Below are 17,673 nucleotides of genomic sequence, written 5' to 3'. Positions count from 1 at the left end.
ACATCGGCACACTCCAAACTTGGCACAAAGGCGCGAAAACTCACCTCTTTACAAGGGCGCGCCCTCATGCGGGACTTAGTCTAAAAAAAAGTGAGTGCGTCCTTTATGCGAAGAAGACTTCGACAAAAAACACACTCACTTCTCACTCAAAGATCACAAGGTCTTAGCGCACCGGCGGTGCGTACTGAAGACCACCTTTAGACCAAAGGGCGTTCAGGCCGCGTGAAATTTGCAGCGGAGTCTCAGGGCCGACGTTACGGTCGAACATTTCGCCGTAGTTACCAACCTGTTTCACCGCGTTATACGCCCATTTCGCATCCAGACCCAGTTTGGCACCGGCATCACCGGATGTGCCTACCAGACGCTGAACGTTCGGGTTTGCGCTGTCCATCATGCTGTCGATGTTGGCTGATGTCAGCCCCAGTTCTTCTGCGTTGATTTGGGCAAACAGAGTCCATTTCACAATGTTAAACCACGCATCGTCGCCTTGACGCACAACCGGCCCCAATGGTTCTTTGGAAATCACTTCCGGCAGAACAACCGCTTTAGATGGGTCATCCAGCTTGGAACGCAGCGCATAAAGCTGAGATTGGTCAGACGTCAAGATGTCGCAACGACCCGCTGCGAAGCCCTGTACAGTCTGGTCAGCCGTATCGTAAACAACCGGGCTGAAAGACATGCCGTTCAGCTTGAAGTAATCCGCCAGGTTCAACTCAGTTGTTGTACCGGACTGGATACAAACGGAGGCGCCATCCAGTTCGAGAGCAGACTTAACGCCCAACTCTTTTTGAACCAGGAAGCCCTGACCGTCATAATAAGTTACGCCTGTAAAGTTCAGGCCCAGAGACGCATCACGTGTATGTGTCCAAGTCGTGTTACGTGACAGAACATCAATTTCACCAGACTGCAACGCTGTAAAACGCTCTTTCGCAGTCAGAGGGATGAACTTCACTTTACTTGCATCGCCCAAAACGGCTGCGGCAACACCACGGCACACATCAACATCGATACCTGTCCAGTTCCCTTTTTCATCCGGAAGAGAGAAGCCCGGCAGACCTGTGGAAACACCACAAACCAACTCACCACGTTCTTGCACTTCCTTCAGGGTATCGGCAGCTGAGGCTGCACCTGCTGAAACGGCTGTTGCGACAAGCGCACCAGCAACAACAGATAAAGAATTCTTCATAAATAGTCTCCTGCTATGCATTGGCTGTTTGTTATCAGTCTCTCGTGCAGCCAATGCCTCCGTGTCAAAGTTATAATTAAATCAAAATGGCATGAACCATTTCGGGGACGTCCGCTTTTGCGGTTTCTTTTGACCTTCGCAAGCTCCTTTGGTTTTTCCAACCATCAAACAACTCGCGTCTGCCTTTTTTTTATAATGAACTCTCCTTGGCTCTGAGAACTTTGCAATTGGTGCAGTTTAGAGCGCAAAAATACGCGTTTACAGCACCATATTGCACCATTCCTAGAAAAGAGCTTGGTAATATAGCGGTTTAATTCTCATCACATTCCCCGCAATACGGCACGCGTAACTGCGCGCGAATATCTTCAGTCGCCCTGCCCTGACTGATCAAATAGTGCAGCTTGGTAAAGGCAGCCTCCAACGTCAAATCCGTGGCAGGGACGACGCCCAGTCGGTTAAAAGCATCTCCACTAGCATACGCCCCCTGTACCACACGCCCTTGCACACATTGCGAGACGTTAACCACCACAATGCCTTGCGCGGACGCTTCTTCCAAAAACTGGATCAGGGATTGATTACTATCCGGTGGATTCCCCACGCCATAAGACAGGATGATAAGCGCTTTCAGATTCTCACTTTGCAGCATGGCCCGAAACATAGCACCATCCATGCCCGGATAAAGTTGCAGCTGAGCCACGCTATGCTGCAAAAAATCATTTTGATGGAAGTTTTCCATCATCGGGCCAAGCAGCAAACCTTCGTGCAAGGTAATGTCGATCCCAACCGTCCCCAACCATGGGAAGTTTGGAGAATTAAACGCATCAAAACCGGCGCTTTTAAGTTTACGGCTGCGATTGCCGCGCATGATACGCCCGTTAAAATAAATACAGACTTCATTAAGGCTATAATCTGCAGCGAGGATCAAACTCGTCACCACATTCGAGAAAGCGTCATTTCGTAACTCGATCAAAGGGATCTGCGCCCCGGTAAAAATGACCGGTTTATTCAGCCCCATCAAAATGAAAGACAAGGCTGACGCCGTATACGCCATCGTATCCGTCCCATGCAGGATCACAAAGCCGTCATATGAGTCTTTACGCTTTAAAATGCAGGCAGCTATTTTACTCCAATCGGCAGGTGTAACATTGGCGCTGTCGATCAATGTCTCGAATTCGATCAGATCATATTGTGGCAATGGCGTCAGGGTGCGCCCCTCAAGGCGTTTTGCCAATAAATCCGCAAACCCTTCAACGGGTTGATAGCCGCGATCGGATTTGCGCATACCAATTGTACCGCCGGTATAAACGATCAAAATTCGCTTATCTGACATTTGACCTCCTGACACATGCCCCGATGAACAGAGCCTCTTTTTAATTTTGACTTATTTTGCGCGGGAGTTCTGCAACATACAATTTCGCAAACTACATTTTTTGGTGTATTATGTAGCACTACATGCACCAAAATGCACTTATGTGACTTATTGTAGTTTAAAGTGCATTACCTATAATTCGCCTCCACATGTGACAAAAACATCAGAGCACCATATGAGCGACGATTTTGCCAGAAACCTTAAATTCGCCTGTAGTTATTATAAGTCCATTGCGGAAGTTTGCCGCAAAGTGAACCTCAATCGGGCGCAGTTTAACCGTTACCTCAGCGGAAAACATAAACCATCGGCCAATGCTATGATGCGATTATGTGATTTTTTTGGTGTGGAAGAATTTGAGTTTTTGCTGCCGCATGATCAGTTTCAACGTCTCTTGCAGGTGAAGCCAAAAAGCCACCCTTCTTCTGCTGTCCATCTGCCCGAGGTCGATCACCTGACGCAGTTACACGCCGCCGGAAGCCAAAGCCTTGAAAAATATCTTGGCTATTACTTTGAATATTACCACTCGATGTCCTCCCCTGGTAAAATCATTCGCACCCTGGTCTGTCTCGAAAGGCAGCAACACGGCGTTTATTATCAACGCACAGAGCGTTTTCAGGAAGATTCCCAGAGCATCGTGTGTCATGGGCGCTATGTAGGCAGCGTGTTCTTCCTGACAGATCGAATCTTCATGATTGATTACGAAACCATTACGGGCTACGAGGTCACTCAAACCATCCTTTTCCCCACCTTTCGCAACAAGGTTTCTCGTCTGACAGGCTTGAAACTCGGCGCGTCAGGCAGCGGTGAACGGATGCCCTGCTGCGCGCGTGTCGTTTACGAATACTTAGGCACCAACGTCGACAAAAGGCGCGCGCTCTCCCTTTGCGGACTTTACGATGCAGAGACAGACGAAATTGAAGATTCTTTGAAAAAAGCACTGCGAAACACCATCGATGACGGTGAATGGCACTTTCGGGCACGCCACTAACTCCCCCCGTTTCATAAGGCTTCCTATGCACAGGCGCTTATTTAATGAGAACGATTATTATTTGTATTGACAATCATTCTTAAGCGCAACATATTACCTTCAGGAACAGGAGGTACTGTGAATGTATGTTTGTGTTTGTAATGGCATCCGAGAGAAGCAGGTCATTAAGGCCGTGAACGAAGGTGCATCCACCGTTGGCCGTATTTTTAAAGCCCATGGCTGTAAGCCAGAATGCGCACAGTGCGTCAATTGCATGCGCGATATGATCGCAAACGAAACAGCTGAACCGACTGTTCTTGCTGCCGAATAAAAAAACCCCCTCCCGCCGCAAACGAAAGGGTGTTTTAAAATAAACAGGCCCAATAGGCTCTGATCTTTCCCGAGAAAAAGCTTCGCCCCTAGCGGAGCTTTTTTCGTTAGGATGATTTGGACTGGATGTAGTTTTTCAAGCCCATTTTGTCGATCAGACCCAACTGCTTTTCCAGCCAGTACGTGTGATCCACTTCGGTGTCATCCAACAGAGTGACCAGAATCTGACGCGTCACGTAATCTTGCTCTTTCTCACAAAGGGCAATCACTTTTTTCAGTTCCGCACCAACCATCAATTCATAGGCAAGGTCGTTTTTCATCATGGAAGGAACGTCTTTACCAATTTTCAGCGGGTCACGCGCCGCAACGTCAGGCGTGCCTTCCAAAAACAGGATACGCTCCACAAGTTTGGCTGCGTGCTGTAGTTCTTCTTCCTGTTCGTGCTTCAGTCGCTCAAACAGTTCTGTCATCCCCCAATCTTCATACATACGAGAATGAATGAAATATTGGTCAGCCGCACTCATTTCGTGGGCCAGAAGCCCGTTCAGGGCATCAATTACTTTTTTATTGCCTTTCATCAGAACGGCTCCTTATGCGTTAGATTGAATGTAGTTTTCGAGACCTTGATTTTCGATTTGCAGCTGCTGGGTTTCCAGCCAATCAAGAAATTCTTCTTCATCTTCCAGCACTTCGTCTAAAAGCTCACGAGAAACATAATCCTGCTCGTCCTCGCAAACAGCGATTGCTGCGCGCAAATCGTCAAGCATGCCAGCCATCAAATCAAGTTCGCACTTAAGGATGTCTTGCGTATCCTCACCAATGCGCAACTTGCCAAGGCTCTGCAGGTTTGGCAAACCTTCGAGAAACAGGATACGTTCAATCAGCTTATCCGCTTGTTTCATATCCTTGATGGACTTTTTGTATTCTTTCGAACCCAGCTCGGTGATCCCCCAGTCATTAAACATTCTGGAATGGAGAAAAGTCTGGTTAATGGAAACCAGCTCATTGCCAAGGATCTTATTCAGTTGAGTTAAAACTTTTTTACTACCCTTCATACACATCTCCTAAAATCTGCGGGTACTCATGTAATTCTATAAAATTGGAGACACGGCCTTATTATGACTATCCTTACCCTCAATTCAAGAAAAAACATAAAAAAATCATATAGTTAATTATAATACTCATTATTATTTCAGACAAACAACAAGTACCTTTTAACCTCAAGATCACATGGGAATTGATCTAAATCATTTCAATGCGGATAAATTCGTTATAAGTAAGAATGACTATCACTTTTATTCGCAGCAGAGAGTCCCATGTTTCGCCCCCTCCTCCAGTCGACATTTTTGATGTCATGCCTCGTTTTCTCCCCTCTCCAAACAGCCCAAGCCTCAGACCTCAGTGAGCTGGGTCAATTACTTTACTTTGACACCAACTTGTCAAAAAACCGCACCCAGTCCTGCGCAACCTGTCACGACCCACAAGCAGGCTTTGTTGATCCACGCGACAACGGTGCAAAAAAAATGGCCTCTCTTGGCGATGACGCACAATCCTTGGGCGATCGGCAAGCCCCCACCGCAAGCTATGCCGCTTTCAGCCCCGCCTTTCATCAAACCAAAGACGGAACCTATGTCGGCGGACAATTCTGGGATGGCCGCGCAGGTACGCTGGCTGATCAAGCGGGTGGCCCGCCCCTCAACCCCGCTGAAATGGGTCTTGCCAGCAAACAGGAAGCCATTGCCCGCCTAAAAGAAAACGACACCTATGTTGAAAGTTTTCAGGCTCTTTTTGGCAAAGATATCTTTGAGGACGTCGATAAAGCCTACCTTAAAATGACCGAGGCCCTTCAAGCCTACGAACAGACTGAAGAGTTTTCGCCCTTCGACTCCAAATACGATCGATATCTGCGCGGCGAAGTCAAACTGACGGATCAGGAAGAATTGGGCCGAATCCTCTTTTTCTCCCAACAGTTCACCAACTGCAACCAATGCCATCAATTGCGCAAATTGCCGGGCGCTGAGAAAGAAACCTTCAGCAATTATGAATATCACAACATCGGCGTGCCGGCGAACACCGCCTTAAGAGCTTTGAATGGTGTGTCTGCGACACTGGTTGACGACGGATTACTCGCGAATCCTGCCGTTAAAGATGAAGCACAACAGGGCAAATATAAAGTCCCGACCCTGCGCAATGTCGCTGTCACCGGCCCCTATATGCACAATGGCGTCTTTCAAGACCTACGCACCGTGGTTAAATTCTACAACAAATATAATTCCCGTTCCCAACCGTCCCAGATCAACCCGGAAAGCAAGCAACCATGGGGTGAGCCTGAGGTCGCAGACACAGTTTCCTTAAAAGAACTAGAGATCGGTGATGCGCTGAACAGCAAGCGGATTGATGCATTGGTCGCGTTTATGAAAACTCTGACCGACGCCCGATATGAACATCTGTTGGAAAATTAAAAATACCCACAAATAATTGTTGCAAATGGTTCTTAGTTACCTTAGGAATTATGCAATTGATATTCATTATTAAATAAAGGCTTATCCATGAAGGTTATTCATCTGCTCAAGTCCACTGCACTTGCGACTGTCATGATCGCTTCTGCCTCCTTTGCACACGCAGCAGCACCTGCCCCGCAGGAAATCGTCAAGACCTACTCCGATATCGCGTTGGCGATGTATCAGGACTCCCTTGACGAAGCACGCCAGCTTAAAAAAGCTGTAGAAGCGCTGATCGCGAACCCGACTGAAGAGACCTTGAAAGCTGCGCGTACAGCATGGATTGCAGCACGCGTCCCTTATCAACAGACAGAAGGCTATCGTTTCGGTAACGCTGTCGTTGATGATTGGGAAGGTAAAGTCAACGCATGGCCGCTGGACGAAGGTTTGATCGATTATGTGGATGCCTCTTACGGGCAGTCTTCCGATGAAAACCCGGCCTACACATTGAACGTGATTGCAAACGAGAAATTCCAGCTTGGCAACACCACAATTGATGCAACAAAAATTACGCCGGAATTGCTCTCAGGCTCCCTGCACGAAGCGCAAGAAGTCGAGTCCAACGTTGCCACAGGTTACCACGCTATTGAATTTATGCTGTGGGGCCAAGACCTGAACGGGACAAACGCTGGTGCTGGCAACCGCCCGGCAACTGACTTTGACACCAAAAACTGCACAGGCGGGAATTGTGATCGCCGCGTACAGTATTTGACAGCAGCAACAGACCTGTTAATCACCGACCTTGAAGAAATTGTTGCCGCGTGGGCCGATGGTGGCGAAGCGCGCAAAGACATCCTGTCCAAATCCCCAGAGGATGCTTTGGCAACGATCCTGACCGGTCTGGGTTCCCTGTCTTACGGTGAACTTGCTGGTGAGCGCATGAAGCTAGGTGTGTTGCTTCATGATCCGGAAGAAGAGCATGATTGCTTCTCCGACAATACCCACAACTCACACTACTACAACCAAGTTGGCATGAACGCGATTTACAACGGTCGCTACACGCGTATCGATGGCTCCGTTCTGTTTGGCCCAAGCCTTGCTGACCTGACCCAAGCCAAATCCCCTGCAGCGCACGAGCGCCTGTCCGGTCTACTTGCCGACACAAACGCGAAAATGCAGGTTATGAAAGATACAGCCGACAGCGGTAAAATGGCCTACGACCAAATGCTGGGTGCGAACAACCCGGAAGGAAACAAAATCCTGTTGGATGTTGTTGACGGTCTCGTCGCCCAAACGCGCGGCATTGAACAGGTTGTTTCTGACCTCGGACTTAAAATTGACGTGGAAGGGTCCGATAGTCTCGATAACCCGACCAGCGTCAACTAAGACTTGATGACATCTTGGTTTGGTACGGGAAACGGAGACACACCATACCTGTGCCCGTCAAGACTGTTATCGGGGAGAGCGTAGCCATTGGCTGCGCTTTTCCCGTTTTCACATTCTAACAAAAATACAAACGCAAAGCTCTTGAGACTACCCCCTATGAAACGTGTTCTCCCTCTCCTTGGACTAGTGTTTTTTACGCCGCCAAGCCATGCTGGTGATCTGGACTTTGCAATGGGTAAAGCCCTGTTTGACCGCCCTTGGACCTCCGCCCCGTCTTCCACCCAAGCCACAGACGGGCTGGGTCCTTTGTTCAACGCCCGTTCCTGCCTAGCCTGCCATCCCAAAAACGGGCGTGGTGAAATCACTTTAAACGACAAAGGCGAAATCGGCGGCCTTGGCTACGTCATTCGGATCGGTAATGAAAAAGGCGGCCCCGATCCAGTCTACGGGCGACAATTACAGACCAATGCCGTCCACGGCCTTTCGGGCGAAGCGCATGTTCTTTACAAAGATGGCTATTATGACATCCGCGATCTCGCCTACGGCCCCATGGCCAAAGACACAAACTACGCTGGCAGATTATCCCAACCGCTGCATGGCCTTGGCCTGCTGGAAAAGGTCAGCGACGATACCATCCTTGCCAATGCTGACCCGGATGATACAGACAACAACGGCATTTCCGGTCGCCCGAATATCATCGATGGTAAAATCGGTCGGTTTGCCTGGAAGGCCACGGCCCCCAGTCTGTACATCCAAGCAGGGAATGCCTTTTCAAACGACATCGGCATGTCTACGCCGGTCAACCCCAACCATTATGGAGATTGTACCGAAGCCCAAAAAGACTGCCTTGCCCAGCCCCACGGCGGCACAGAAATGTTTGAAGGCCTTGAAATTGACAGCAAAATGCTGGGCTACATCACCACCTACTTACAAAGACTAAAAGCCCCTGCCCCGACAGCGTTGTCTGATGATGGGCTCTTCGCAAAAACCGGATGCGCAGATTGCCATATCCCCAGCTTACCCACCAAAGATGGACAAAGTGTCACCGCCTATAGCGACCTGTTACTGCATGACATGGGGGACGGCTTGGCTGACGGGATCCGCGAAGGCGATGCCACAGGTCGGGAATGGCGCACGCAACCTTTGTGGGGAACGCGCGATACCAAACTCTTTCTCCATGATGGACGGGCCAAATCCGTTGAAGAAGCCATCAACTGGCATGGCGGGGAAGCGCAAAATGCCAAAGATCGCTTTAACAGCCTGTCTGAAACAGATAAATTCAACCTGCTCCGTTTTGTAAACAGCCTCTAAGGACATTCAGATGAAACGTTTATTCGCCTTATCCTTGCTTTTGCTCACTCCGACCATAAGCCAAGCGGCCCCCTCGACGCAGGAACTTTCCTTAAAGGTTGTTCAGGACTTTGTCATCCCGTCCTATGACGTGTTTTCTCATCAGGCAAAAATACAAGCCGACGCGTGGGATAAGACCTGCAATGGCGATACCTTAAAGCCGCTTTTTCACAATACCTCGGATGCTTGGGCGGCGGTGCAACATATCAATTTTGGTCCCATTACCCTCCTTTTACGTCGCGATCGCCTGTATCACTGGCCCGAACGCCGCAATGCGGTTGGCAAAAGTCTGAACAAAGCCCTAAACGATAAAGATAACAGTTTACTGAGCGCAAAAAAGATCACCGGCGCCAGTGTTGCCTTGCAAGGTCTCCCCGCCCTGGAACGTATCCTTTACACAGATGCGATCAAGGATGACTATGGCTGCCAACTCGGTAAAGCCATTGCTCACAATATTGAGGAAATCGCAAACGGCACCCTGAAAGATTGGAAAGCGGCCCTGCCCAACATTAAAGAAGGCAGCGCCCACCCGATCTTTTTTGAATCAAACGACGAAGTTGCCATCCGCCTGTTTACGGAACTCCTGACCGGCTTTCAAATGATCAGCGATCAAAAAATCGCACTCCCCATGGGATCAAACCTTAAAAAAGCGAATGGCAAACGCGCTGAAGGCTGGCGCAGCCTGCGCTCCACCCGCTACATCCAACAAAGCGCAAAAAGCCTGCGGGCGATGGCACTCCCCTTTGTCAGTTTCCTACCTGAAAAAAGTGCCGAAAAAACCGAACAGCAATTGAGCAAATTTGTCCAACTGGCAAGCACGCTCCCCTCGCCCTTGAAAGATGCGGTCACTGACGAAGAAGCACGCAAAAAAATCCTGACATTCCGCGACGAAATCTCTAAAACCCGCAACCTGATTGTCGAAGAATTCACCCAACATCTGGGCCTGACGGTCGGCTTTAACAGCTTGGACGGTGACTAAAGCCATGATCAGCAGACGACAGTTTTTAAGCGTTAGCGCCGCAGGGTTAGGGGCCGTTCTTTTCCCCTACTCTGCCAAAGCCGCAGCCCCTTTAACGGGTTGGCTCAGTGGGTTTATGGACAAAGAAGGCAGATATGGCGTTGCCCATATTGCGCCCGACCTTAGTGCCGAGATACTGTTTTACACGCCGCTTCGCCTACACGGGATTTACAAACATCCGACTCACCCCCTCATCGTTGCACCTTCGCGCCGCCCGGATACGGAGATGTTTGTCTTTGATCTGGATCAGCAAAAAGTAACTGTCATTTCCAGTGCAGAGGGACGACATTTTTATGGTCATGGCGTCTTTTCTGCCGATGGAAATACCTATTACACCACCGAAAATGCCTATGATGATGAAATTGGTGTCATTGGTGCCTATGATGTCACGCAAAACTTCAAACGTGTCGGGGAAATGCCAAGCGGCGGCATCGGTCCTCATGAAATGAAACGCGCCCAAGATACGCTGGTGATCTCTAACGGTGGCATCCTGACTCATCCCAATATGGGGCGGGCAAAACTCAATATTGACGATATGCAACCAAACCTGAGTTATCTTGATCTGCGTACAGGCAAAATCACCAAGCAGCATCACCTGCCGGAGAAACTCAATCAGTTGTCCATCCGCCATATGGACATGACGGCTGATGGACAGGTCTTTATCGGTTTACAGGACCAATTAAAAAACCGCCGTGATTTGCCATTGGTTTGGAAAACACAAAACGACACTCTAACTCCCCTGAGTGCCCCTCAAGAAGGCTGGCGTATTTTTAACGGCTATATCGGTAGTGTGCGCGCAACGCCAGACAGCCTCTGTGTTGCTTCCCCACGTGGGGGCTGCGCGTATGTCTGGGATAAAACAGCGCCACATAAGATAGATCAAAAGGACGTCTGCGGGGTCGCCTACGCCCGCCAAGACAGTTTTCTTTTGACCTCTGGCGATGGCGTCCTACGTACCCTCAATGGGGCAAGCCAAACGCATGATTTGCGGTTTGATAATCACAGCCAATTTATCGGGTAAAACCTGATCAAAAAGCCCGACATCCCGTTTTGTCGGGCTTTTTGATGATCTTATTTAATATTCAACAAAATATTGGCCAGCTCACAGAACCCATAGCCCCCCATATTCTCCGTAATATACGTTGGCTTATGGTCCATTCTATCCAAAAAACGCTCGATATTCGCAACGCCAACAGACACCGGAAACGTTGCAAACATGGTATCATCATTTAACGAGTCACCGATAAACACACAGTCCTCAACATCAATATGCGGATGATTTTCCAGCCAACGCAACGCCATGGCTGCCTTTGAATAATCCCCGACCCACACATTGATATGAATGGAGCTAAGGCGCGCAGATACCCCATGCTGATGCCACCAGTCCGTTGCCTCTTGGGCGATTGCCGGATCAATATGCACCTGCTGACCGATATCAAAGGCAATATCCGTCAACCGGAAATCCTGATCCACCGTATAATCAATAATCGGGAAGGCCTGTTTAAATTCCGCGCCTAGCGTACGCAACGCCACAAAGTTCTCCGCCCGCTTTTGTTCGTCATACCAAAAATGACGTTCCACAAAATTATCAGGGCGCTGTTCCAGCCAGAAAGACCCGTTTTCGGCAATCAAGGATGACACAGGCCAGGTGCGCACAATACAATCCGCCCAACCGCCACTGGCCCCCGTGACAGGCACCACAATAATCCCGGCATCCTTTAAGGATTGAAGGGCATTAAACGTTTCAACCGGCAAGCGCCCTTCCCATGTCAGCGTATCGTCGATATCCGTAAAAACAACTTTGATCCCACTATGGTCAAAGCTGCTTATCGGTCTTGGGGAATGTGTGTTCATTTTATTCTTCTCTTATTTCCAGATAGATAGGCTGATGATCTGAAGCGTCTGTCTGTTGATTGACATACATCTTTTCCAGATCATTTGTAAGCTCAGGCGTTACAAAAAAGAAGTCGCGGCAATGTGGCCCTTCGCCCCACTGATCCTGATCAAAAATACCACAGGTCGGCGCATGCGCAGTCTCTGCATATAAATGTGTCCAGCTGTCCTGCCACATGCCTTCCTGGGTCAAGACCTCATAATCCCGGCTGTCCGGCGTCAGGTTTAAGTCCCCACACAGGATATAATGCTTCGGGTCCACCAAAACCTCATAGGCAGCCTGCCCCGATTGCGCACGGTTTGCCATGTAGCGCCCAAGGCCGTTGCGTTTCAGCTCTGTCAAAAAGCGGACCTGTGCGACCCGTTCGCCTTGACTATGGTACGCAAGGTGGGTGTTTAAAATGCTCAGGACATCGCCCTTATAACGTAAACGCACTTCAACACATCCCCGTGGCATTTGATAAACACCGTTTACCACCGGTTCAGGCAGAAGGTGTAAGCGATAATCTTCCAAAAGCTCAGGGCGCACCAAGGTCAGGTTGCCAAACTCCCGTCGTCCCTGCCCCTTTGGTTTTCGGCTCATCACCGGCCCCCAGATCGCGAGATGATCGGGAAACGCCTCGCTAAAAAACGCCAGTTGATCGTCCCCGCCATAGTCTGCAAACCAGCGCGAGACTTCCTGCAAGCAGATCACATCCCCAATGCCGTCTGTCTTTAACACGTCAGCGATGCGCACGGCGTCAAAACGCCCGTCACAGCCACGGGTGCTTTGAATATTCCAGCTTTGTATCCGCATTATTTGATCCCGCTATTCATAAAGGACTGCACAAATTGACGTTGGAAGATCAAAAACAAGACCAGCAACAAACTAATGGAAATCAGCGTCCCGGCGGAGACGATGGACCAATCCACACCCGACTCAGGCGCCCCAAAAATCGCCATCCCCACGGTCAGCGGTCGGCTGTTTTCCGTATTCGTCACCACCAACGGCCAGAGGAAATTGTTCCAGTGATAACTGATCGACACCAAGGCAAAAGCCAGATAGGTCGGGCGCGCCAAAGGCACATAGACCTTCCAGATAATTTGTAGGCGCGAACACCCTTCGATACGGGCTGCATTTTCAAGGTCTTGCGGGACTGTCATAAAGGTCTGTCGCAGCAAAAAGATACCAAACGCACTGGCAAAATATGGCAAGCCCACGCTCAGGTAAGTATCAACCAGACCAAGGGAAGCCACGGTCTGATAGTTCTCCACGATCAGGATTTCCGGCACGACCATCAACTGCATCAGGATCAGGGCGAAGACAACGCCCCTGCCCCAAAATTCAATCCGCGCCAACGCATATCCTGCCAAGGTACAAAGCACCAATTGCACAATGAGGATCATCAGGGTGATCACCACCGTATTGATCATGTAGCTTAAGAACGGGGCTTGCTGCCAAGCGGTCTTAAAGTTTTCTAAGGTCAAGGGTGCGGTAAGATCAAACGATGTCGCCGTTTCAGCGGGATGAAAGGCCGCCCAGAAAGCATAAAGCAACGGCAATATCCACGCGATCCCCAGCGCCCACGCGCAAACGGTCATAAATAGGTTTGAAAGTTTAGACATGGATCACTCACCGATAATGGATGCGGCGCTCAAGGACACCAAACTGGAACAGGGCCAACAAAACAAGGATCAGCAACAACAGGACCGTCAAAACAGACGCATAGGCCGTATCAAAGAAGCTGAACGCATTTTCATAGATATAATAAAGCAACAGGTTACTGGCATTGTTCGGCCCGCCTTTGGTCAGGATGAACAGATGATCCACCATCTTAAAGGCGTTCAGGATCGCATTCACCAGCACAAACAAAGTAATCGGCATCAACAAAGGCAAGGTAATGCGCCGCAAGATGGTAAACGACCCAGCCCCTTCTAAACGGGCGGCCTGATAAAGATCAGGTCGGATACCTTGCAGGGCAGCAAGATAAAAGATCATAAAAAAGCCGGCCTCTTTCCAAACGGTCATGACCATGATGCTGGTCAGCGCCACTTCAGGATCGCCCAACCAATTATAGCCATCATGCCCAAACCAACCCAGCACGGTGTTAAACAAGCCAATTTCCGGGCTATAGAAAAACAGCCAGATATTCGCAACAGAAATCATCGGCAGAATAGTTGGCGTAAAATAGGCCAAGCGCAAAAAGCTGCGGCCTTTGAGTTTGCTATTCACCCACAAGGCCATGGTCAAAGCAATAATGATGGAGGTCGGCACGGTGCCGATCAGATACCAAAAGCTATTGCCTAAGACCTGCCATAAGACGTCATCTTCCCAAAGATACTGGTAGTTATCAATAACAAACCCCGTATCCGTGCGCTCCCCAATGGAAAAGAAGCTGCGCCAAATGGTCTTAATGGTTGGCAAATGGGTAAAGGCCACCAACAACACCAGTGCGGGCAACAGCAACAACCAAGCCTGTATTACATTTGTTTTTTTCATTCTCATCTCGTTCGCAGCAGGTGCCCTTGCCGGATCAACAAGGACACCTGTGTCGAAAGGTCTTATTTGTAGCGTTTCAGGATACGTTCAGCCTGCTTTTGGGCAGAAGAAAGCGCGTCCTTCGCAGAAGATTGACCGCTAAGTGTCGCTTGGATGGCGTCATCCAAAAGTTTGCGTACACGGCCTGCCTGATGAGTAGACAGTTCTGCAGTTGCATGTTCCAACTGGTCACGCGCAACGGCTGCTGGCGGGAATTCTTTCACATAGGCTTTCAGTTCCGGTGTGTCATAAGACGCCGGGCTGACGCCCATATAGCCCGTTGAGATGCTCCATTTTGCCGCTTGTTCTGGCGAAGTCATAAACTTGACCAGTTTCAGCGCGGCCTGACGTTCTTCCGGTGTGGATTTTTTAAACAGATAGAAGTTACCGCCACCGGTTGGGGAGCCGAACTCTTTGTTTTTCGGCAACATTGCAACACCAAAATCAAAGGTCGCGTTTTTCTTAACAGCCGTCAGGTTGCCTGTGGAATGCCACATCATTGCAGTTTTTTGCTCAAGGAAGTTTTGACGCAAGGTGCCCCATTCGATTGTGCCTGTCGGCATAATCTTATGTTCGCTGCCCAGTGACTTCCAATACTCCAACGCTTCAACGACACCGTCTTTATCGAAGTACGTTTCGTTACCCGCTTGGTTCATCAGAACTTCGCCATTTTGCTTGGTCAAGGCACCAAACATCCAGTATGGGTAGCCTGTGGACGGGATCATCGCACCCCACTGACCGTCTTTGGTCAGTTTTTTACCCATGCTGACCAGCTCGTCCCAGTTTTGCGGGGCTTTTTCTGGATCAAGGCCCGCTTTGCGGAACAGGTCTTTGTTGTAATACATCACAATGGTGGACCGTTGGAACGGCACACCATAGGTTTTGCCGTCAACCATACCGTTTTGCATCAATGGACCATAGAAGCTCTTCAGCCACTTTTTGTCTTCTTCCGTGGTTGCGACTTCATCAAATGGGATGATTGTCCCCAGATCCATCAGTTCGTGCACGTCGATCGAAAACATAACGGACAACTGTGCAGGTTCACCACTTTTCAACGCAGCCAAAGCTTTGATACGGGCATCGTTGTAGTTACCCGCATAGATTGCTTTTACGTCGATATCCGGGTTTTTTTCCTCAAACTCACTGACCATACCGTCGACCACTTTGGTCAACGGACCGCCAACGGAAACAGGGTAATACATTGTCAGTTCTGTCTTCGCATAGGAAACAGTGGAAACAGATGCCGCCAGCATACCTGCCAGCAAACCTGTCTTTGCAAAACGCAACATTAGGATAATCCTTCAGTTAAAAAATGAGAAACAGTAGGGACGGCCAGTCGACGGCCATTTTGGTCGGAGAAGTAATGTTCCTGCCCGCGTTGCCATTGGATGTTTAGCGGTGTGCCGACAGGATGGTTGTGGTGACCCTGAAGGATAAACTTCAAGGCATGACCACGATAATCAACGGCGATCAGGGTATTTGCCCCGTGGTAGTCGCAGTTGATAACTGAGGTGGAAAGGCCCGCGCCTTCTGACAGCGCGATATGTTCAGGCCTAATGCCCAACACCATTTGCGCATCTGCAATCAGGTTCATGGGCGGGTGCCCGATGAAGCCAGCAACGAAGGTACTTTCCGGTTTATTATAAAGGTCTTCGGGTTTGCCGTTTTGTTCGATCCGCCCTTGGTTAAGCAGGATCACACGGTCTGCCATGCTCATGGCTTCCACCTGATCGTGGGTGACATAGATGACGGTCAAACCCAGTTTTTTCTGCAAGGCGCGGATTTCCGTGCGCATTTCGTTGCGCAGCTTGGCATCCAGATTGGATAACGGCTCATCCATCAAACAGATCGGGGCACGCGACACAATGGCCCGTGCCAAAGCAACGCGCTGACACTGCCCGCCGGACAGTTGTCCCGGCTTTTTATTGACGTGGGCGCGCAAATCTACGAGGTCGAGAACCTCTTCCAGCCGCGCATTTCTTTCGTTGTTCGAAACCTTACGCGCTTTTAATCCAAACAAGATATTCTCCCCGACGCTCAGATGCGGGAATAGCGCGTAAGATTGAAAGACCATGGACAAGCCACGCTTACCCGGTGCAGCCTTGGTCACATCCTGCCCATTAAAGACAATGCTGCCTTCGCTGGGGTCTTCTAGCCCTGCCAACATCATCAAGGTCGTGGATTTACCACAGCCTGACGGGCCAAGCAGCGCGACAAACTCGCCTTCTTCGGCTTCAAAGCTGATGTTATCGACCGCGACCACATCGTCATAGCGTTTGGTCAGCCCTTTGACGCAAATATAGCTCATTTGCCGCACCCTCCGGTTTGCGCAGAACATTCGATCACCTTGACGTCCGCATCACGGCACAGATCGTCCAGACCTTCGGGCAGTTCATCGATATAAAAACAGTTTACTTCGCTCAAAAGGCCCGTGCGCACAGGCGCACTGCGCATATATTTGCGTTTATCGGCAACAAGGATGCGTTTTTCGCAACTTTCCAAAATCGCGCGGGAGATATGAGACTCTTCGGGGGAGAAATCGAGCAACGCGCCATTTTCCCCAATACCGCCGACCCCAAAAATACCGTAGCTGACCTGAAACTTTCGAAAGAAGGCGGTCGTTTCCTCCCCCATCGTGTCCTGATCAGCCACCCGCACACGCCCGCCTGCCAGATAGGTCTTGACCTTATCGTTGCCACACAGGATCAGCGCGGCGTTCAGGTTGTTCGTTACGACGGTCAAACCGGGATGATGCAACAAGGCTTCGGCGATTTTTTCCAGTGTTGTGCCAATCCCTAAAAAGATGCTCGCGCCTTCGGGGATATCGTCCACCAATGTGCGTGCGATCATCTCTTTCGCTTGATGATTAATGATCTGGCGGTTTTGGAACGACAGGTTATTAGATTGCACCGGCAAGGTGATCCCACCATGGACACGCTTGACCAAACCAAGGTCGCTCAGTTCGTTTAAATCTTTTCGGATAGTCTGCACGGAGACATCGAAACTGTTTGTCAGCACATTGCTGGACACCGTCCCGCCTTCATCGCGCAATCGGCGTAAAATTTCTTGTTGTCTTTCAGATAGCTGCATTACGGCCCACACGTTCTTTTTGTTTCGAACGAAAGCATACGAGCTTCATATGAAAGTTTTTGTGGTTTCGGGTTAAAGATTTATGACAAAACAAAAAAGGCCAACCCGATTAAACGGATTGGCCT

18 protein-coding genes are annotated in these 17,673 nt (G+C 49.7%); 7 read left to right on the top strand and 11 right to left on the bottom strand.

All coding sequences use genetic code 11. From position 1 onward, the window contains the following. Window positions 1-163: 163 nt before the first annotated feature. Both Q397_RS0114620 and ansA read right to left on the bottom strand, forming a co-directional pair. Window positions 164-1,186: an amino acid ABC transporter substrate-binding protein gene (locus tag Q397_RS0114620; protein WP_028880053.1), complete on the bottom strand. Its 1,023-nt coding sequence runs from the start codon at window positions 1,184-1,186 to the stop codon at window positions 164-166. A gap of 310 nt (window positions 1,187-1,496) precedes the next feature. Continuing rightward, window positions 1,497-2,516, bottom strand: coding sequence for an asparaginase (gene ansA, locus Q397_RS0114615; RefSeq protein ID WP_028880052.1), 1,020 nt, complete (start codon window positions 2,514-2,516; stop codon window positions 1,497-1,499). Window positions 2,517-2,730: 214 nt separating this feature from the next. On the opposite strand from ansA, the gene Q397_RS0114610 reads away from it, so the two are divergent. Beyond that, window positions 2,731-3,543, top strand: a complete 813-nt coding sequence (locus Q397_RS0114610) for a helix-turn-helix domain-containing protein (RefSeq protein WP_028880051.1) — start codon at window positions 2,731-2,733, stop codon at window positions 3,541-3,543. A 121-nt stretch (window positions 3,544-3,664) separates the two neighbouring features. After that, window positions 3,665-3,853, top strand: coding sequence for a (2Fe-2S)-binding protein (locus tag Q397_RS0114605; RefSeq protein WP_028880050.1), 189 nt, complete (start codon window positions 3,665-3,667; stop codon window positions 3,851-3,853). Between the two features lie 106 nt (window positions 3,854-3,959). Here the strand turns inward: Q397_RS0114605 and bfr (Q397_RS0114600) are convergent, their stop codons facing one another. Together bfr (Q397_RS0114600) and bfr (Q397_RS0114595) are read right to left on the bottom strand one after the other, a co-directional pair. After that, on the bottom strand, window positions 3,960-4,430 hold the full coding sequence (gene bfr / locus Q397_RS0114600) for a bacterioferritin (RefSeq protein WP_028880049.1): 471 nt from the start codon (window positions 4,428-4,430) through the stop codon (window positions 3,960-3,962). Between the two features lie 12 nt (window positions 4,431-4,442). Beyond that, window positions 4,443-4,907: a bacterioferritin gene (gene bfr, locus Q397_RS0114595; protein ID WP_028880048.1), complete on the bottom strand. Its 465-nt coding sequence runs from the start codon at window positions 4,905-4,907 to the stop codon at window positions 4,443-4,445. Window positions 4,908-5,201: 294 nt separating this feature from the next. Between bfr (Q397_RS0114595) and Q397_RS0114590 the strand changes: the two genes are divergently transcribed. The 5 genes from Q397_RS0114590 to Q397_RS0114570 all read left to right on the top strand — a co-directional run bounded on the left by Q397_RS0114590 (window position 5,202) and on the right by Q397_RS0114570 (window position 11,068). Beyond that, window positions 5,202-6,314, top strand: coding sequence for a cytochrome-c peroxidase (locus Q397_RS0114590; protein ID WP_240475079.1), 1,113 nt, complete (start codon window positions 5,202-5,204; stop codon window positions 6,312-6,314). A gap of 87 nt (window positions 6,315-6,401) precedes the next feature. Then, window positions 6,402-7,679: an imelysin family protein gene (locus Q397_RS0114585; RefSeq protein ID WP_038014138.1), complete on the top strand. Its 1,278-nt coding sequence runs from the start codon at window positions 6,402-6,404 to the stop codon at window positions 7,677-7,679. Between the two features lie 156 nt (window positions 7,680-7,835). Then, window positions 7,836-8,990, top strand: coding sequence for a di-heme oxidoredictase family protein (locus tag Q397_RS0114580; RefSeq protein WP_084149079.1), 1,155 nt, complete (start codon window positions 7,836-7,838; stop codon window positions 8,988-8,990). 10 nt (window positions 8,991-9,000) lie between these two features. After that, on the top strand, window positions 9,001-10,008 hold the full coding sequence (locus Q397_RS0114575) for an imelysin family protein (protein WP_028880044.1): 1,008 nt from the start codon (window positions 9,001-9,003) through the stop codon (window positions 10,006-10,008). Window positions 10,009-10,012: 4 nt separating this feature from the next. Next, window positions 10,013-11,068 carry a DUF1513 domain-containing protein gene (locus Q397_RS0114570; RefSeq protein WP_028880043.1) on the top strand — a complete coding sequence of 352 codons (1,056 nt, stop codon included), beginning with the start codon at window positions 10,013-10,015 and terminating at the stop codon, window positions 11,066-11,068. A 50-nt stretch (window positions 11,069-11,118) separates the two neighbouring features. On the opposite strand, the gene Q397_RS0114565 is transcribed toward Q397_RS0114570, so the two are convergent. The 7 genes from Q397_RS0114565 to Q397_RS0114535 form a co-directional block, all read right to left on the bottom strand. After that, window positions 11,119-11,901, bottom strand: coding sequence for an HAD family hydrolase (locus tag Q397_RS0114565; protein ID WP_038014135.1), 783 nt, complete (start codon window positions 11,899-11,901; stop codon window positions 11,119-11,121). Between the two features lies 1 nt (window position 11,902). After that, window positions 11,903-12,736, bottom strand: coding sequence for an endonuclease/exonuclease/phosphatase family protein (locus Q397_RS0114560; protein ID WP_028880041.1), 834 nt, complete (start codon window positions 12,734-12,736; stop codon window positions 11,903-11,905). Next, entirely contained in the window at window positions 12,736-13,545 is an 810-nt protein-coding gene (locus Q397_RS0114555) for a carbohydrate ABC transporter permease (protein WP_028880040.1), read from the bottom strand. The genes Q397_RS0114560 and Q397_RS0114555 overlap by 1 nt, the downstream gene beginning before the upstream one ends. 7 nt (window positions 13,546-13,552) lie before the next feature. Next, window positions 13,553-14,419, bottom strand: a complete 867-nt coding sequence (locus Q397_RS0114550; protein WP_038014133.1) for a carbohydrate ABC transporter permease — start codon at window positions 14,417-14,419, stop codon at window positions 13,553-13,555. 62 nt (window positions 14,420-14,481) lie between these two features. Further along, window positions 14,482-15,747: an ABC transporter substrate-binding protein gene (locus tag Q397_RS0114545; protein ID WP_028880038.1), complete on the bottom strand. Its 1,266-nt coding sequence runs from the start codon at window positions 15,745-15,747 to the stop codon at window positions 14,482-14,484. Then, window positions 15,747-16,766, bottom strand: coding sequence for an ABC transporter ATP-binding protein (locus Q397_RS0114540; RefSeq protein ID WP_028880037.1), 1,020 nt, complete (start codon window positions 16,764-16,766; stop codon window positions 15,747-15,749). Before Q397_RS0114540 ends, Q397_RS0114545 begins: the two co-directional genes overlap by 1 nt. After that, window positions 16,763-17,548, bottom strand: a complete 786-nt coding sequence (locus Q397_RS0114535) for a DeoR/GlpR family DNA-binding transcription regulator (protein WP_028880036.1) — start codon at window positions 17,546-17,548, stop codon at window positions 16,763-16,765. The genes Q397_RS0114540 and Q397_RS0114535 overlap by 4 nt, the downstream gene beginning before the upstream one ends. Window positions 17,549-17,673 lie beyond the last annotated feature (125 nt).

Source organism: Terasakiella pusilla DSM 6293 (genome assembly GCF_000688235.1).
Taxonomy (GTDB): Bacteria; Pseudomonadota; Alphaproteobacteria; order Rhodospirillales; family Terasakiellaceae; genus Terasakiella; species Terasakiella pusilla.
Note: the sequence above shows the minus strand (reverse complement) of the source record. Positions and strands in the feature narration are given on the sequence as shown.

What these genes read in the sequence shown, in the direction of transcription:
- Q397_RS0114620 (WP_028880053.1), bottom strand. Translation starts at nt 1,186, where the DNA reads ATGAAGAATTCTTTATCTGTTGTTGCTGGTGCGCTTGTCGCAACAGCC.
- ansA (WP_028880052.1), bottom strand. Translation starts at nt 2,516, where the DNA reads ATGTCAGATAAGCGAATTTTGATCGTTTATACCGGCGGTACAATTGGT.
- Q397_RS0114610 (WP_028880051.1), top strand. Translation starts at nt 2,731, where the DNA reads ATGAGCGACGATTTTGCCAGAAACCTTAAATTCGCCTGTAGTTATTAT.
- Q397_RS0114605 (WP_028880050.1), top strand. Translation starts at nt 3,665, where the DNA reads ATGTATGTTTGTGTTTGTAATGGCATCCGAGAGAAGCAGGTCATTAAG.
- bfr (WP_028880049.1), bottom strand. Translation starts at nt 4,430, where the DNA reads ATGAAAGGCAATAAAAAAGTAATTGATGCCCTGAACGGGCTTCTGGCC.
- bfr (WP_028880048.1), bottom strand. Translation starts at nt 4,907, where the DNA reads ATGAAGGGTAGTAAAAAAGTTTTAACTCAACTGAATAAGATCCTTGGC.
- Q397_RS0114590 (WP_240475079.1), top strand. Translation starts at nt 5,202, where the DNA reads ATGTCATGCCTCGTTTTCTCCCCTCTCCAAACAGCCCAAGCCTCAGAC.
- Q397_RS0114585 (WP_038014138.1), top strand. Translation starts at nt 6,402, where the DNA reads ATGAAGGTTATTCATCTGCTCAAGTCCACTGCACTTGCGACTGTCATG.
- Q397_RS0114580 (WP_084149079.1), top strand. Translation starts at nt 7,836, where the DNA reads ATGAAACGTGTTCTCCCTCTCCTTGGACTAGTGTTTTTTACGCCGCCA.
- Q397_RS0114575 (WP_028880044.1), top strand. Translation starts at nt 9,001, where the DNA reads ATGAAACGTTTATTCGCCTTATCCTTGCTTTTGCTCACTCCGACCATA.
- Q397_RS0114570 (WP_028880043.1), top strand. Translation starts at nt 10,013, where the DNA reads ATGATCAGCAGACGACAGTTTTTAAGCGTTAGCGCCGCAGGGTTAGGG.
- Q397_RS0114565 (WP_038014135.1), bottom strand. Translation starts at nt 11,901, where the DNA reads ATGAACACACATTCCCCAAGACCGATAAGCAGCTTTGACCATAGTGGG.
- Q397_RS0114560 (WP_028880041.1), bottom strand. Translation starts at nt 12,736, where the DNA reads ATGCGGATACAAAGCTGGAATATTCAAAGCACCCGTGGCTGTGACGGG.
- Q397_RS0114555 (WP_028880040.1), bottom strand. Translation starts at nt 13,545, where the DNA reads ATGTCTAAACTTTCAAACCTATTTATGACCGTTTGCGCGTGGGCGCTG.
- Q397_RS0114550 (WP_038014133.1), bottom strand. Translation starts at nt 14,419, where the DNA reads ATGAAAAAAACAAATGTAATACAGGCTTGGTTGTTGCTGTTGCCCGCA.
- Q397_RS0114545 (WP_028880038.1), bottom strand. Translation starts at nt 15,747, where the DNA reads ATGTTGCGTTTTGCAAAGACAGGTTTGCTGGCAGGTATGCTGGCGGCA.
- Q397_RS0114540 (WP_028880037.1), bottom strand. Translation starts at nt 16,766, where the DNA reads ATGAGCTATATTTGCGTCAAAGGGCTGACCAAACGCTATGACGATGTG.
- Q397_RS0114535 (WP_028880036.1), bottom strand. Translation starts at nt 17,548, where the DNA reads ATGCAGCTATCTGAAAGACAACAAGAAATTTTACGCCGATTGCGCGAT.